General features: G+C 48.8%; 12 protein-coding genes. 2 read left to right on the top strand and 10 right to left on the bottom strand.

Features of this window, described 5'->3' with window-relative positions; all coding sequences use genetic code 11:
• Nucleotides 1-61 precede the first annotated feature (61 nt).
• Nucleotides 62-346 (top strand): metal-sensing transcriptional repressor, encoded by a 285-nt coding sequence (locus NHAL_RS15265; protein WP_013034046.1) that lies wholly within the window; start codon nt 62-64, stop codon nt 344-346.
• A 35-nt stretch (nt 347-381) separates the two neighbouring features.
• Here the strand turns inward: NHAL_RS15265 and NHAL_RS15260 are convergent, their stop codons facing one another.
• From NHAL_RS15260 to NHAL_RS15240, 5 genes are all read right to left on the bottom strand, one after another.
• Nucleotides 382-783, bottom strand: a complete 402-nt coding sequence (locus tag NHAL_RS15260) for a hypothetical protein (RefSeq protein ID WP_013034045.1) — start codon at nt 781-783, stop codon at nt 382-384.
• Nucleotides 784-820: 37 nt separating this feature from the next.
• Nucleotides 821-4,297, bottom strand: coding sequence for a transcription-repair coupling factor (gene mfd / locus NHAL_RS15255; protein WP_013034044.1), 3,477 nt, complete (start codon nt 4,295-4,297; stop codon nt 821-823).
• A 195-nt stretch (nt 4,298-4,492) separates the two neighbouring features.
• Nucleotides 4,493-5,122 (bottom strand): hypothetical protein, encoded by a 630-nt coding sequence (locus tag NHAL_RS15250; RefSeq protein ID WP_013034043.1) that lies wholly within the window; start codon nt 5,120-5,122, stop codon nt 4,493-4,495.
• On the bottom strand, nt 5,115-5,693 hold the full coding sequence (locus tag NHAL_RS15245; protein ID WP_013034042.1) for an SCO family protein: 579 nt from the start codon (nt 5,691-5,693) through the stop codon (nt 5,115-5,117). The genes NHAL_RS15250 and NHAL_RS15245 overlap by 8 nt, the downstream gene beginning before the upstream one ends.
• A 112-nt stretch (nt 5,694-5,805) precedes the next feature.
• A complete protein-coding gene (locus tag NHAL_RS15240; RefSeq protein ID WP_013034041.1) occupies nt 5,806-7,125 on the bottom strand; it encodes a YncE family protein in 1,320 nt (439 codons plus the stop codon).
• Between the two features lie 422 nt (nt 7,126-7,547).
• On the opposite strand from NHAL_RS15240, the gene NHAL_RS15235 reads away from it, so the two are divergent.
• A complete protein-coding gene (locus tag NHAL_RS15235; RefSeq protein WP_013034040.1) occupies nt 7,548-8,333 on the top strand; it encodes a DUF5995 family protein in 786 nt (261 codons plus the stop codon).
• Here NHAL_RS15235 and NHAL_RS15230 read toward each other — a convergent pair.
• From NHAL_RS15230 to NHAL_RS15210, 5 genes are all read right to left on the bottom strand, one after another.
• Nucleotides 8,330-10,333, bottom strand: coding sequence for a sodium-translocating pyrophosphatase (locus NHAL_RS15230; RefSeq protein WP_013034039.1), 2,004 nt, complete (start codon nt 10,331-10,333; stop codon nt 8,330-8,332). The genes NHAL_RS15235 and NHAL_RS15230 overlap by 4 nt on opposite strands.
• An 8-nt stretch (nt 10,334-10,341) precedes the next feature.
• Nucleotides 10,342-11,481 carry a 3-deoxy-7-phosphoheptulonate synthase gene (locus tag NHAL_RS15225; RefSeq protein WP_013034038.1) on the bottom strand — a complete coding sequence of 380 codons (1,140 nt, stop codon included), beginning with the start codon at nt 11,479-11,481 and terminating at the stop codon, nt 10,342-10,344.
• Between the two features lie 49 nt (nt 11,482-11,530).
• On the bottom strand, nt 11,531-12,943 hold the full coding sequence (locus tag NHAL_RS15220; protein ID WP_013034037.1) for a sigma-54-dependent transcriptional regulator: 1,413 nt from the start codon (nt 12,941-12,943) through the stop codon (nt 11,531-11,533).
• A complete protein-coding gene (locus NHAL_RS15215; RefSeq protein ID WP_013034036.1) occupies nt 12,894-14,381 on the bottom strand; it encodes a sensor histidine kinase in 1,488 nt (495 codons plus the stop codon). Before NHAL_RS15215 ends, NHAL_RS15220 begins: the two co-directional genes overlap by 50 nt.
• A 181-nt stretch (nt 14,382-14,562) precedes the next feature.
• The gene (locus NHAL_RS15210; RefSeq protein WP_013034035.1) at nt 14,563-15,324 is read right to left on the bottom strand and encodes a DUF2490 domain-containing protein; all 762 of its coding nucleotides are present in this window, start codon (nt 15,322-15,324) and stop codon (nt 14,563-14,565) included.
• Nucleotides 15,325-15,538: the final 214 nt, after the last annotated feature.

Raw genomic sequence — 15,538 nt, 5'->3', positions numbered from 1 at the left:
CTTATTTTTATATACCCCCGCCTGTATAATATGTATTCAGAAGTGTTTCCAGGAGATCTTCATGTCTGATTTAGACCGCTCGAAAGACGCACGTAAGAAAGGACTGCTTTCCAGGCTGGCACGCGTGGAGGGCCAGATCCGGGCGATCCGTCGTATGATCGAGGAAGGCGAACGCTGTGAATCCATTGCCCAGCAATTAGCCGCTTCTCGCACCGCTGTGAATAAAGCCTTTTGTGAAATGATGGCCTGTGCTATCGAAAATGAAATTGATGAGGAGGGCTTGCTCAATGACGCAGTCCAGAAAAAATTGTCAGAGTTGACGCGAATTCTCACCAAGTATGGATAAGCCTGGGAGTTTCTTAGGAAGACAGAAGTGGTTATTTAGGGGAGACGTTGCTGGGCGATAATTTTATAATTGTTCCTATCCCGGACTAAAATTTGCCCATAATAATATTCCAACCGATAATCTCTACCGGCGATAGCAGTAAAGGCAATGGTGGTCTTTCGGGTAGGGTGATCTCCAGGATCCCGATAGCGATAGCCTACTGTAAAGCGATGGGAGCCGGGAGTGACCGCCACTTGGTTTTGCCAAAATTTTAATCGCTTGCCATCAACCGCAATAATAAAGACCTGGCTGAACATCACATTTCGGAAGTCTAAGCTTCCAGTCACATAAGCTAGCTGTTCAGTGGCCTGCTCGATTCTAGGAGAGGATCGGTAGGTGCAGGCAGTCGCTAGAAGGCTGATGCCAATCGCTACCATGATTGTTTTGTATCTCAGCATGCGGGAGATGACTCCCTGGCAATCCCATTCATTAAGTTTAGGCTGCCTTTTTCATGGTTAATACCTTAAGCAGTCTTTCTAAGGCCTCTAAGCGCGCCTGGGTATCCGGCAGTTCTTGGATAAAGCGGAGTTTTTCCTGGCCATCTAGTTTATAGACGCTAGGTTGCTTCTGTATCAAGTTAATGATTGCCATGGGATCCACGTTAGGCTCTGGTTGGAAGTGGAGCCGGCCGCCGCGGGTACTTGCCTCGATTTTGCGAATGCCGATTTCACTGGCTTTCAGGCGAAGTTCATGGATAGCAAATAAAGTCTTAGTGGCCTCTGGCAATAAGCCAAAGCGATCAATCATCTCCACCTGGAGTTCCTTCAGTTCTTGGTTGCTTTTGGCGGTGGCGATCCGTTTATAGAGCACCAATCGGGTATGCACATCAGGAAGGTAATCTTCCGGAATGAGGGCGGGGGCATGGAGATCGACCTCTGGACCATGTTCTGTAGGCTGCTCCAAATCCAAGGTTTGCCCAGATTTTAAGCTATTGACCGCCCGCTCCAGTAAGTCATTGTAAAGGCTAAAACCGATTTCTTGCATTTGTCCACTTTGGCCTTTACCCAGCAGTTCTCCGGCTCCTCGGATCTCCATATCGTGGGTGGCCAGGGTAAAACCGGCTCCTAGTTCTTCCAGGGACTCGATGGCCTCTAGGCGTTTGACCGCATCTGCGGTCATCACCGAGCGAGGAGGGACAATCAAATAAGCGTAGGCCCGATGGTGGGAGCGTCCCACCCGTCCACGCAACTGATAAAGTTGAGCCAGGCCAAATTTATCGGCTCGATGGATGATGATGGTATTGGCACTAGGAATATCAATCCCCGTTTCGATGATAGTGGTGCAAACCAGGACATTAAAGCGCCGGTGGTAAAAATTTAGCATCACCTGTTCTAGCTCCCGTTCCCGCATTTGACCGTGGGCAACGCCCACTTTGGCCTCGGGGAAGAGGGTTTGAACCCGGTGGGCCATTTTTTCGATGCTTTCCACTTCATTGTGGAGAAAATAAATTTGCCCCCCTCGTTTGATTTCCCGCAGCAAAGCTTCCCGGAGGAGACTATCATCCCACTGCCGTACAAAAGTTTTAATAGCCAGGCGGCGCGCCGGTGGGGTGGCAATAATGGAAAGATCCCGAAGTCCTGAAAGGGACATATGCAGAGTTCGAGGAATAGGGGTCGCGGTTAAGGTGAGTACGTCCACCTCGGCCCGCAGGGCCTTCATTCGTTCTTTTTGTCGGACTCCAAACCGGTGTTCTTCATCAATAATGACCAGTCCCAGATCCTTGAAGTGGATGTTTTCCTGTAGCAGTTTATGGGTGCCAATCACAATATCCACCCGGCCATCGGCAATGCCATTGACTATAGTTTCTTGTTCTTTGCGGGAGCGGAAGCGGGACATGACCTCTACCCGCACTGGCCAATCGGCAAAACGATCTTTAAAGCTTTGATGGTGTTGCTGGGCCAGGAGCGTGGTGGGTACGAGCACCGCCACTTGTTTGCCTGCCTGGGAGGCGATAAAGGCAGCCCGCATGGCCACTTCGGTTTTACCAAAACCCACATCCCCACAGACGAGACGGTCCATGGGTTTCTCTGAAGTGAGGTCAGCAATCACCGCCTCAATGGCATCGGCTTGGTCTGGGGTTTCTTCAAAAGGAAAGTCCCTAGCGAAGGCGGCATAGTGGGAATCGGGAGGAGGTAGAGCGGGCTTTTTCCGCGCCGCTCGCTGGGCATAAATAGCCAGTAGCTCGGCGGCTACGTCCCGGACTCGCTCCCGGGCCTTGCGCTTGGCCCGCTCCCATTGGCCGGAGCCCAATTTATGCAGGGGAGCCGCTTCGGGGGAAGCACCGGTGTAACGGCTAATCAGGTGAAGGGAGGAGACGGGAACGTAGAGTTTGTCCCCATCGGCGTATTCCAGCGCCATAAATTCAGTGCGGACTTTCCCGACTTCCAGGGTCTGCAATCCTAAATAGCGGCCCACACCATGTTCTTCATGGACCACCGGGGCGCCTATGGAAAGCTCCACCAGATCCCGGACCACTGCATCCGTATCCCGGGTACGCCCTTTGCGGCGGCGTTGCTGCATGGCTTGCTCGCCGAACAATTGAGGCTCGGCAATCACCGCAAGCTGTGGTTTTCCCAGCAGTAAGCCCTGTTGCAGCGGTGCTACGGTGATCCCAAAGCGTTCCTTATCTTGGAGAAAAGCTTCCCAATTTTCAAAGGGGTGAGGCTGGATTCCGCTGTCTTTGAGCAGTTCCCGTAAGGTTTCCCGACGCCCGGTGGTTTCGGCGGCAAATAATACCCGTCCTTCAAAATTTTCTATAAACCGGTTGAGGGTTTCCAAGGGTTGAGAGGCGCGGGCATTGATCGTGAGTTGGGGAGGCGCTTCGGTGGCAAAATTTTGATGACCTGCTTTTTCCTCTAGTTCAGAGGGTTGCAGGCTGATCCGGGGGAGAGTTTTAAGGGCGGTAAAGAGCTGTCCCGTTTGAAGGTAGAGTTGCTGGGGGTTGAGCAGGGGACGTTCTAAATCGTGGCGACGTTGCTCATAGCGATCGCTGATTTCTTTCCAAAAGGTGTCAGCTGCTGGGTGGACCCTCTCTAAGGTGACCGCTAGGGTATTTTCTGGAAGATAATCGAATAGAGTATCGGTACGGTCGAAAAAAAGCGGTAGATAATACTCAATTCCTGGGGGGAGAGTCCCTTCGCTCACCTCGCGGTAAACAAGGCTGCGTTGGGGATCGCCGCTAAAGGTGCTGCGGTAATTTTTTCGGAACTGGGTAATGGCCTCTTCTGTCAAGGGGAATTCCCGGGCTGGTAGTAGTTGGATCTGTTCTACCTGTTCTGAGGAACGTTGAGTTTCCGGGTCAAAGCTACGGAGGCTATCCACTTCGTCATCAAAAAGATCGATTCGGTAGGGAACCCTACTGCCCATGGGGAACAGGTCGATAAGAGAACCCCGAAACGCGACTTCGCCGTGCTCCATCACCTGGGAGACGCAACGATATCCCCCCTTTTCCAGTTGCTTTCGCCAAGTTTCCAAGTGAAGGCGATCGCCGGTTGCCACTAATAGGCCATGGGTTTCTAGGTATTCCCGGGGCGCAAGGCGTTGCATCAAAGTGGATACTGGGACGATCAGCACTCCGTGCTCTAACCGGGGCAATTGATAGAGGGTGGCCAGACGCTCGGAGATAATGTCTTGATGGGGGGAGAAGATGTCATAGGGGAGGGTTTCCCAATCGGGAAAATGAAGGATGGGAAAATCTTGTTGGCCGCTGCAATAGAAGCGGAGTTCATCCTCCAGCCGGTTTGCTGTAATTGTGTCTGGCGTAATCACCAGGATAGGCCCCAGGTGATGGCGGGCGCTGGTTGCTAATATCAGGCCGAAACTGCTTCCGTAAAGCCGGCCAAGATGTCGATGATCGCCTGCCTGCTGGGGCAAGGCTGGCGATAAAGAGGCAAGATTTAAAGCGGATAACATGGGAATTCTGGCAATTTTATAAAATTTGTAAATTTTACCAGCTAGTTTGGTTTTTTCACCCCTATGGATGGAGGAATGCTGATTTTTATCCCTTATAAATTAAGTAATATTATATCTCTTTCAAGTATAAAGATACTAAGAGCATACAAATGCCTTAAAGCCGTCCATGGCTAGCGCTGTAGCTTTTGTGGATGCTTATTCGGTTAGAATGATTTTACGTGTCGTACAGAGTTTGTTGAGTAATGTAATGGCGGAAAATCGTTTCTCTTCTTTGCGCCCCTTTCCTGCTTGATCGTATATTTCATCGATGCTTAGAGTATCTCCCTGTATGCTCGCTTGGGCGGTATAGGCATCATAGCTGAAGTCATTGCCAAAATTGATCCAATCCATAGATATGAAGTACTCGATCCCATGGGGTATGCGTCTCGTACTGAAATCTGCTTTTGGACTCAATTTTTTTAACTTTTTGGACAGGGAGGAGGGTGTGTTAGTTTTAGATTGGGGGGTACTCTCATACACTAAAACTTTATCTTCCTTTGTCTTATTTATAGGGGCGAGGAGAGTATAAGACTTCCCGTTAATCAGCTGTAATAAGAAGTAATCCCCCGTTTCCCCGTTAATCCGTTCTCCTCTTGTTTTGACTTCAAATATCAGCTGATTATCCGATGAGATCTTCGCTTTAACGCGCAATATATCAAGCTCAGGTGTTAAGGATTTATCTTTGAAAGATAGTAGAATTCGAGGATCATCGTAGTTGTTCATGGCAAAGACAGGGGCAGTGTCTGCCAATATAACAAAAATTATTAGCGCCACTTTCCTATTCATGGCTAAAAAATGTTCCCTTCTCATGGATCATTTTCGCGATATCACCTGCGTCTTCCACTGCATCGAACAGCGCTCTAATTCTACCTTCGGGATCAATTAGAAAGGCGGTACTACTGTGATCAACCTGGTAGTGGAACCTATTTCCTATATTTTTTGTATAGAAAACAGCTTCTACGCCGAAAGTACTTTTAAAGCGTTTTAGATCTTCGCCTTGCAGGCGCAAATAGGAAATATTGGACCCAAATTTTTTGGTATAGTCGGCTAAGACCGCATTTGTGTCTCTATCTGGATCGACTGTCACGAAAATTCCATCTATTTTGATTTGTTCTTCTGCTGCAGCTTCCATCAGCATGGAAAGATTTGCCAGCGACATGGGACAGATATCGCTACAATGCGTAAAGCCAAAGACAACCAATTTCCATTGATCACTGTTGCTTTCACTTCCTTGTCTTAAGTAGGCCATCGATTCCTTTTGTAAAGGCGCGGGATTCCTCAGCACAATGGTTGCAGCTGTTATATTGACTGGGGTAAACAGTAGAAGCATAATGACTGCAAAGAAGCTATTTTTCATTTCTAGGTTATTCTTCCTTAGTCAATTATTGTGATTGTATTGCCGGTGCTGCACCCAACCGGCCTAACTTTAGAAAATATATAGGCCGGTTGGTGCATTCAACAATCAGTGATTAACGAATACCGCCCGCGGCATACAAGCCATGTGGCATTACGAGGCCGTCACCGGGACCGAACACTTTCACGACGGTGTCCGTCAAGGTATCAATTTTGATGATGTACCCCGAAACCCAGCTTGCCAGTAGCAAATATCGGTTATCCGCCGTTGGACTCAGGGTGTGGGCAACAGCAAAGCCTTCAGGAAAATCCTCACCTGGTTTGAATCTTTTTATAAACCGTGGCCGATAGCGGCTGCTTATATCAAAGACTGAAACATAGCCATCATCAGCAAAGGTGTGATCAATCGAGTCTTCTTCTGCGATATAGAGTTTGTTTCCAACAACAGCAATATCGGATGCAGAACGAAAGATGCCATGCCCATTAACATGGTTGGTATGCCTGATAATTCTAGTGGCGGTTCCTTCCCAGGCATCAATCAACCATACGCTCGGTGGAATGATCCTACGTGTAGTGGACGGTGTTAAAGAGGTTTTGTCAAATTGCATTGAGGCAGTGATGGCATAGCGTTCATCCAACCAAAATACATAATGTGAAAAAGCCGCATGCTGTTTTTCATTACCTAGCATGATTTGTTTTACGGCTTCCACTTGGCCGGTTTCTCTATTAGCTTTATACAAATCAATAACGCTATTATCAAAGAAATACCCTGTTCCCAACCCTAGGGTTCCCGACTTATTAAACATGATGCCATGTGTTTGTTCGGTGTATCCGGGGATGCTGATAGGGTCGACATCGGAAAATTCATTAGTTTTGTAATTAATAACGCGTACCTTGTCCCCCGTCCAATCGGTGAAGTAGACAAAATCTGAATAGGGTAACCATGTGGGGCCGTGAATTTGGGTAGACGGAGCCAATAGCCAGTTAGGAACGGCTTGGTTATTGTTGATGGATTCTACAAAAGGCAATTCTGCCGGAGTGTTTGGAACATCTACCGGCAACAACGAATCTAGGAGTACTTCCGCCGTTCCATTATCCCAGTCAATTTCATTAACCTTCAACGCGATGATATACGAGGGATGATTTTCCGTATTATCGGTGGTCACATAAAATCTATCCCCTTCCGGTAATACCATCGTATGCTGCAGTGGAAGATCAGCTGGCCAACCTTCGATAAAGAAAGGGTCTATGGTTATTATTTTGTCTTCTTCATAGTTAAGAAGATATATCATACGGGTGTGATAATCGATAGCGGTTACCACAGGTTGTAGATATTTATTATAAACATTTTGGTGTTCATCTGCTTTAGCTTGACTTAAAGACAGCGTCGGTAAACATATCAATGCCAATAGTAAATTAGAGGCAAATTTATTCATTGAAAAGTTTCCTCAACTCTTAATTTCTTATTCGCTTTTTAATCCCTTGGAATCGCTTCAGTATGTGACTTTCAGCGGACTTCCAGTTCAAAATCTTATTCCCTTATCATTTATTATTAGTTAAATGTGAATTAAATAAGGGTTACATATTTTATCATTTATCATTTATCATTGATTTATGATTTAAATATGAATTAAATAGATAAAATTGAGAAATATTTCTCAATTTTAAAAATGAATAATAAATATCCTTTTAAGATTTTGGATGGTGCTGTTCCTGGTGAATTTTGAACAATGACAGTAGTTTTTTATAAAGATAATATTATATCTCTCTCTAATAAAGAAACTTAATAAGTGAAAAATATATAAAAAGCAACTAAAACATAGAGAGAAGAAGAAACCCCCTATAGGAAGGAATATCTATGCTTCCCACCACCATTGACGACGTCATTAATGAACTGGACCGGATCACTGATTGGGCCCACCGCAACAGGAGCCGGTTGGGATATTTTCCGGCTTTGTATCGTGAAGTGACCCTCAATGTGAAAAAGGGTATCGAAGCCGGGATTTTCGATTCTGGAGAGCGGATGGAACGGTTTGATGTCATTTTTGCCAACCGTTACCTAAAAGCTTTCAACAATTATCAACAGGGTCTTCCCATTACCCAGGCTTGGAAAGTAGCCTTTGATGCTGCACAACAGTGGTGGCCAATTGTACTGCAACATCTGTTGCTAGGAAGTAATGCCCACATCAATTTAGATCTAGGTATTACTGCAGCGGAAACTAGTCCAGGGGAGCAATTGCCAGACCTTAAAGGGGATTTCGACAAAATCAATGGAATCCTCGTGTCCACGGTAGATGGAGTGGAAGAAGAATTGACCCAAGTATGGCCGTTGCTCGGATTTCTGGACCGGGTAGTAGGGGAGGTAGATGAAAAGATCGCAGGGTTTAGTCTCAATAAATCCCGGGATAGGGCTTGGAGGGTAGCAGAACAACTGGCCCCTCTCAGTGAAACCGAACGGCAGCAGGAACTGGATCAATTGGATAAAAAAGTAGCTATGCAGGGGAAGATCATTCAGGATCCCGGCCTGTCTGGTATGACCCTGTTACGCTTGGTTCGCTTAGGGGAAAGGGGCACAGTACCTGAAATCATCGATATTTTGAAGGATAAATCAGGCAAGGTGAGTGCTTGGATACAACCTTCCTAATGAAAGAAGGGAGCCATGAGAAGACTACCAATAGCCACCACTTTAATTAAAATATTAAGTGAAGGACCTGCCGTGTCTTTAAAAGGATCACCCACTGTATCGCCTACAATGGAGGCATTATGGGCAGGGGAATTTTTTCCCCCTAAATGACCTTTTTCGATGTATTTTTTAGCATTATCCCAGGCACCTCCAGTATTGGCCATCAGTAGGGCAAGCATCACTCCCGTCAATAGTGCTCCGCCTAAAACCCCACCTAGGGCATAGGGGCCTAGGGTAAACCCCACCAGGGGAGGGACCATCACCGCCAGTAAGCTAGGCAGGATCATCCGCTTAAGGGCAGCACGGGTAGCAATTGCGGTACAGCGGGCATTATCCGGTTTTGCTTTGCCTTCGAGTAAGCCGGGGATTTCCCGAAATTGACGCCGGATTTCCACAATCATTTCTCCTGCTGCTTCTCCCACCGCAGTCATCGTGAGGGCACTGAATAAAAAAGGGAGCAGTCCTCCAATAAACATCCCGACCAATACCAAAGGATCGGTAATGTAGAGCATAAAGTTCGGAATCTGGAGGATCACCACTTGGACATAAGCGCTAATCAGTGCCAAAGCGGCTAAGGCGGCGGCACCGGTAGCAAAGCCCTTACCAATAGCCGCTGTGGTATTGCCCAGCTCATCTAGGGTATCGGTGATTTGACGGGTTTGGGGTCCCATGCCAGCCATCTCGGCAATTCCGCCGGCATTATCTGCGATGGGACCGTAGGCATCCACCGCCATGACAATCCCTACCGTGGCCAACATACCCACAGCCGCAAGGGCAACCCCATAAAGACCCGTGAGATAGGTGGCGGCGAGAATAATCCCTCCCAAGGTGAGTACCGGTATTACCATGGAGGTCATGCCTACGGCCAGCCCTTTAATAATCACCGTGGCTGGTCCCGTTTCTCCAGCAGCAGCAATGCAGCGAATGGGGCGGCGCTCAGTGTAATATTCGGTAGCCAAACCGATCATCAGGCTTCCCAAGGCCCCAGCAAGGACGGTCAACCAAAGCTGTATAGCCATATCAGCAAGGTCGATAATGAGCCAAGCAATGGCTATAAATAACACCGTGGCGGTGCCGACACCCAGGCGCAGCGCCATCTCAGGAGCTTTAGCGGCAAACCCCCGCACCATGATAATGGCCACAATAGAGGCAACTAGGCCTCCCGCAGAAAGGGCTAGGGGCAGGAACAATAGTTGGGATTGACTGCCCAAGGGGGCGATGGCAGTAGCAGTCATGGTAGAAGCAATGGCAATAGCGGCAATGATGGAGCCGCAATAGGATTCAAAAATGTCCGCGCCCATTCCGGCGATATCCCCCACATTATCCCCGACGTTGTCGGTAATCACGCCAGGATTGCGGGGGTCGTCTTCTGGGATTCCTATCTCAAGTTTGCCTACTAGATCGGCCCCCATATCGGCGGTTTTAGTGAAGATACCGCCTCCCACCCGGGAAAAGAGGGCCACTATAGAAGCCCCCATTCCAAAACCATTTAGGGCACGTAGAGTTTCTGGATTATCGGCAAAGGCCAGGTAAAGGCCACCTAGACCTAGCAATCCCAGGGAAGCGACGGTGAGTCCCATAACTGACCCCCCAAAAAAAGCGGTGGTCAAGGCTGCTGCTGCGCCTTGATGATGGGCAGCTACGGCAGTACGGCCATTGGTGCGGGTGGCTGTACGCATGCCGATAAACCCCGCAGTAGCAGAGCTGATGGCCCCGAGGAGGAAAGCCAGCGCCGTTTCGATATTTAAAAAAGTCACCAGACTCCCAAACACCAGTCCAGTAAATCCGGCTAGCACCAGATATTCTTGACGGATGAATACCTCGGCGCCTTGCTGAATGGCGCGGGTGATTTCAAGGATTTTGCCTTCTCCTGACGGTAAGCGGCTGATCATGGCATAGACGGCCCAGGCGACTAATAAGCCGAAAGCGCCTGCCAGGGGGGGTATCCAGGAAAAAGGCATGAAAAAGACTATAAGGCTGCTTGGAGAGGGTTGCGAGGTAAAGGTTGGGCAAATAGGGCGACCCGCTTTTCATAAGCTTCGCGGGCAATGGCGACATCTTCTAAAAAACGCGGTAATTCTTCGAGCAGTAACGCTTGGGGACCATCGACCAAAGCTTTCTCGGGAGCAGGATGAAAATCGACCAATACCATATTTGCCCCGGCGATGATCCCTTGGGCGGTGACATGCATGACCTCCATGATTCCGTCAGGGGACTGAGCGCGGGAGCCCACCGAGTGGGAGGGATCGATACACACCGGCATTCGGGTCAAGCGCTTGACGACGGGGACATGGGCAAAATCCACAAAATTGCGATGGGGATCACCGGCGTTGGTTTTCATCCCTCGAAGGCAGAAGATCACCCGGCGATTGCCTTCGCTGGCCAGATACTCAGCGGCGTTAAGGGACTCTTCCAAAGTAATGCCAAAACCTCGTTTAAGTAAAATGGGGTATTTTTGCTGGCGCCCTGCGATCTTCAATAATTCGAAATTTTGGGTGTTGCGAGTCCCAATCTGCAGCATGACGCCAGTTGGATTACCCGCTTTGCTCAAGGCCTGATCAATCTCATGAATATGGGATTCATGGGTCACCTCCATGGCAATGACCTTGATCCCATATTTGCCAGCCAGCTCAAACACATATGGAAGACAGGCTGTGCCAAGGCCTTGAAAGGCATAGGGGCTGGTACGGGGTTTATAAGCGCCCATGCGGGCGCACACTTGGTGATTGGCCTGCAAGGCCTGCATCATCAGCTCAACATGTTCCCGGCTATCCACGGCACATAACCCGGCAAAGACATGGAGACTATGTTGGCTAAAGAGAACCCCATTGTATTCAAAGTGGCTAGAGCGGGTTTCATCTTTATGCCGCCCCAAGATCCGATATTCTTCGGAAACTCGAACAACCCGCTCCACGCCAGGCAAAAGGGCTATCTCTTCAGTATCGATAGCGCTGGTTTCTCCAATTAGATAAAGCTCCGTGAGCACCTGCTGTACCCCGATTTCTTGGTGCTCTCGGATAATGATATTAGGGAGATTGTAAAGGTGGCGCAGAGTTTCCCGGTATTCTTCGGAATTTTTATCCGTATTGGGTTGTAAGATAATAATCATGGTCTTCTAGCCCAGCCTTAGGGGAGAGTATTATTTTAATTATGACATATTAGCCTCGAGAAAATAATAACTTGGAGGGCTTGAGACCATGTTTTTGAATGCGGTAACGCAAGGTTTCCCGGGTGGTTCCTAGAGCGCGGGCGGTAGCGGCAATGTTGTAGTCATTGCGTTTAAGGGCCATTTCAATAATGTAACGGTCCATATCCTCAAGCACCATGCTCCCATCTAAAGGAAGGCAAATTTGATTATCGTTCGCGGTCAGTGAGGGCCCGACTGGAGGACTCGTTTGCCCCGGCAGTTGGAGCCACTGTTCAGGGAAAACGGCATCCTCAGAAAAAAGCACGCACCGTTCTACTACGTTACGCAACTCACGCACATTGCCGGGCCAATCATGGGCACGAAGCCGCGCCCAAACTTTCTCTGGGATAATCTTAACCTGTCGACCTGCTTCGGCATTGAATTCGGCGACAAACAAAGGCACGAGTTCGTCCAAGTCTTCTTTGACTTCCCGCAGTGCCGGTAGATTGAGGCGGAAAACGCTGAGGCGATGATACAGGTCACTGCGAAAATCCCCATTTTTAGCCATCTGTTCCAAATCCCGGTTGCTGGCTGCTAGGATCTGCACATCAACAGGGATCTCCTTGCTGCCGCCAAGGCGGCGTACTCGACGGTCTTCAATCACCTTGAGCAACTTGGCCTGGAGGTCCAGGGGCATTTCACCGATCTCATCCAAAAATAAAGTTCCCCCATTGGCCTGTTCAATAAGGCCCGGATGGCGAGTTTTGGCCCCTGTAAAGGCCCCTGCCTCGTGTCCAAAAAGCTCTGATTCCAGCAATTCCCGGGGCAATGCGGCACAGTTAAGCTCTACCATGGGATATTGAACCCGAGCCCCCCCGTAGTGCAGGATCCGGGCAGCTAGGCCTTTGCCGGTCCCGGTTTCGCCGCCAATAATGAGGGCGCTAAAAGGCACTTCGGTGAGTTTGGCCAACAGCTTGCGGACCTCCTGAGCCGCTTGGCTGCGACCTACAAAGGCTTGGGAGGAATATTGGCGATGTTGTTGTTGGACTTGATAAAGCAAGCGCCGTTGGGCACGGGCACTACGGGCAGCGCTAGCCACCACTAAATCTAGGTGCTCTAATTCACAGGGTTTTTCAAGAAAATCATAAGCGCCAAGCCGGAGGGCTCGCACCGAATCAGGAACACTGCCATAGCCGGTGAGAAACAGCCATTCCGCATGGGCATGCTGTCCCTGAACGGCTTCCATAAGATCCAAGGCGTTGCCATCTGGCAGGCTCATGTCTGAGAGAATGAGAAGCGGATCGAGGCGCTGCTCCAGAATAATGGAGCGCGCTTGTGACAACGTGGTGGCCCATTCTACCTCCCAACCTCCATTTTGGTAATGGCGCGAGAGTTCAGTGCCTAAAAGTATTTCGTCCTCGATAATTAGTAACGTGGCACGCATGTTGCTCTCTCTGATAGGGCAAGACAAGGGTGACGCAAGCACCATGGGGTTGTTTATTGGCAAGTTGAACATAGCCACCCACTTCTTGGGCAAAACGCTGTACCATGGCTAGTCCTAATCCAGTTCCCCGCTGATCACCACTGACAAAAGGGCGGATGCTGACGTCAAGCATTTCTTGGTAAAATCCCGGTCCTTCATCGCTGACCGTTAGATAAAGGGTGCTATCATTTTGATGGGCCTCTACCCGTACCGTGCCTGGAGTTTCACCCATCGCTTGGGCGGCATTGAGCACCAGGTTGAGTAGCGCCTGGCGAAAATCTCCCTCCGGCAACCGGCAATTCAATGTTTCTGGGATCTCGCTTTCCAGCTTCAGATGAGTCGGTATTTGGTAGCGAGTAAGGGCCAGTAATTCTTGAACAACGCTCGCAATATGCAGTTCCGTGGCGGGCTGAGGAGTGTGCTTGGCTTGATCAAGAAGATTATTTAAAAGTCGAGTCAACCGTTTTAGCTCGGAGCTTATAAGATCAAGGCGTTGGGCTTGATCGGGGTTACTGATTTCCTTCTGCAGGTTGCTGCAGCTCATTCGGATGCCCGCCAGAGGATTGCGCAGTTCATGGGCGATACTAGCCGCCAGTTCTCCAACCGCAGCGAGCCGTTCAGCACGGGCTAAACTTCGTTGTTGTTCCAATAACGCCTGGGCGGCAGTTCGGATTTCTGCTTCTAGGGATTGCGCATGGAGGCGTTTTTCTTCTTCCAATTTTTGTAACCGGAGCACCATTTCATTATAACTGCTAAACACTGGCAGTAGCAGAGGGTCTAGATGGTGGGTAGAAATGGGCGTAAAATCTCCTTCAGCAAGCCGTGATAATAACTGGGTTAGGTCTTCCAGGGGGCTGAAAATCCGGCGACGTAAAAACCATCCCCCCAGCAGCAAAATAGCGGTTAAGGTGCCGACCGCTAGCTCCAATTCAGTACGCGTATCTCGGATGATATCTCTGAGTATTTGTTCATGCTGGACAATCTCCGCATCAAGTACATCTTTCATCAAGTGTAAGGCTGGAAATAACATGGAGGTCTGGGTTTGGTTTTGCCCCTTGATGAGTCCGGAGAGTAGGTGGTGGAGGCGGCGTAACTGTTCTGGGGTCTCTTCAGCTGAATAGTAGCTCGATGTGGTCAGGTCTTTGACTTCTCCATCAAGCTGTTTAAGCTGATCGGGGTTAATCACTTGGGTAACTCCAGAAAGTTGTTCCAGCAGTACCTGTTGCAGATTAAGGCTGACTTGTTGAATACGGTGAGAGTAGCTCATATAGGAGCGCACCATCTCCAGACGGTGTACATTCCGCCAGATCATTCCCCCGAGGAGGATTAACGTCAGGAGTAGTAGCCCTAGTAGGGCTAGTCCTCGTAATTGAGCGGTCCGGTAAATTAAACGTTTCACGTTCAGCGCTATACTAAAATGTGGTGTGGGGTTGAAAACCGTTTTTTATAGCGTTACTTTCTCCCATTTTCTCATTCCTGATACATGGAACGTAGATGACCCTGCCCCCTAGAAATACCAGCGGGGCAGGGTCCCTATTAGTGCTAATAGCCAAATAACCCTTCATTCCTAGCGCCTAGCGCTAAAATTTGTAATTGATGTCAAACTGAACATTATGGGTAAAGAGATCATCGCTGCCGTCATTGTTGATAAATTGTCCCATATAGCCCAACATAAGGCCCACATGTTGGGTCAACTGGTAGGTGAATCCCCCAAAGGCCCGATTTTCGCTAAATCCTTCCACGCCAAATTGGTTTTCATTTAAATAGGCCAGCACCTCATCCCCAACATACACTGATAACTTTTCGACTTGGGGAACAGGGTGCTTGAGCATGACAAATTGACGTATCCGCACCCCGACGTCGTCTCCACTAGGACCAGTATTGGTAATAGCAACCCGTTGCTCCAGACGGCTGCGGGACATTACGGTGAGATCCCCAAAAGGTTTGACCCATAGGAAATCTTGGTAGGGACGACTCTCCTGAAAATGTCCCCCATTGAGTTGCTTTATCCAGTCATGGGTATAGCCTAGCCAGATACTGGAGTGTTCCGTCAAATTATAGCCCCCTTGTACCCACAGCAGATTCTCTGAAAATCGCGGTGAAAATCCATTATCACCAGGAAAACGAGCAGGATTAAGATCCTTATCATCCCGGGTCCGAGCCTGATCGATAATCATCCAACGGAAATCTTTTCCTTCAGGGGAAAGAAAACCAAAATCACCCTGGAGAGTGAGAGAAGTCCAAGAACCGAAGACATTATCGGTACCCGCCAGGGCTGGAGTGGTCGTCAAGAATGAGAGAAGGGCAAGATAAAAGGGGATTTTTGTCATTTTTCTTTTCATCTATGATATTCTCCTTTAGATAAAAATGATTTTTTTCAAAAACTTAGAATGGTAGCAATCCGCAGCTTACTGAATAAAGAGTGATTTTTACTTGTTTTTTATGTTGCTAAAAGCTGTTTGAACCCTCTCTGTAGTTCCCTTCACAGTAATCGCAGCAGGAAAGGCTGCATGAATTAAGAGGGCCAATGTTCCATCATTTTTAAGCTTAAGGAGG

The organism is Nitrosococcus halophilus Nc 4, assembly GCF_000024725.1.
In the GTDB taxonomy this organism is placed as follows: domain Bacteria; phylum Pseudomonadota; class Gammaproteobacteria; order Nitrosococcales; family Nitrosococcaceae; genus Nitrosococcus; species Nitrosococcus halophilus.
Note: the sequence above shows the minus strand (reverse complement) of the source record. Positions and strands in the feature narration are given on the sequence as shown.

Bases quoted from the DNA above. Each gene is read 5' to 3' on its own strand.
- NHAL_RS15265 (WP_013034046.1), top strand. From the start codon at position 62: ATGTCTGATTTAGACCGCTCGAAAGACGCACGTAAGAAAGGACTGCTT.
- NHAL_RS15260 (WP_013034045.1), bottom strand. From the start codon at position 783: ATGCTGAGATACAAAACAATCATGGTAGCGATTGGCATCAGCCTTCTA.
- mfd (WP_013034044.1), bottom strand. From the start codon at position 4,297: ATGTTATCCGCTTTAAATCTTGCCTCTTTATCGCCAGCCTTGCCCCAG.
- NHAL_RS15250 (WP_013034043.1), bottom strand. From the start codon at position 5,122: ATGAATAGGAAAGTGGCGCTAATAATTTTTGTTATATTGGCAGACACT.
- NHAL_RS15245 (WP_013034042.1), bottom strand. From the start codon at position 5,693: ATGAAAAATAGCTTCTTTGCAGTCATTATGCTTCTACTGTTTACCCCA.
- NHAL_RS15240 (WP_013034041.1), bottom strand. From the start codon at position 7,125: ATGAATAAATTTGCCTCTAATTTACTATTGGCATTGATATGTTTACCG.
- NHAL_RS15235 (WP_013034040.1), top strand. From the start codon at position 7,548: ATGCTTCCCACCACCATTGACGACGTCATTAATGAACTGGACCGGATC.
- NHAL_RS15230 (WP_013034039.1), bottom strand. From the start codon at position 10,333: ATGCCTTTTTCCTGGATACCCCCCCTGGCAGGCGCTTTCGGCTTATTA.
- NHAL_RS15225 (WP_013034038.1), bottom strand. From the start codon at position 11,481: ATGATTATTATCTTACAACCCAATACGGATAAAAATTCCGAAGAATAC.
- NHAL_RS15220 (WP_013034037.1), bottom strand. From the start codon at position 12,943: ATGCGTGCCACGTTACTAATTATCGAGGACGAAATACTTTTAGGCACT.
- NHAL_RS15210 (WP_013034035.1), bottom strand. From the start codon at position 15,324: ATGAAAAGAAAAATGACAAAAATCCCCTTTTATCTTGCCCTTCTCTCA.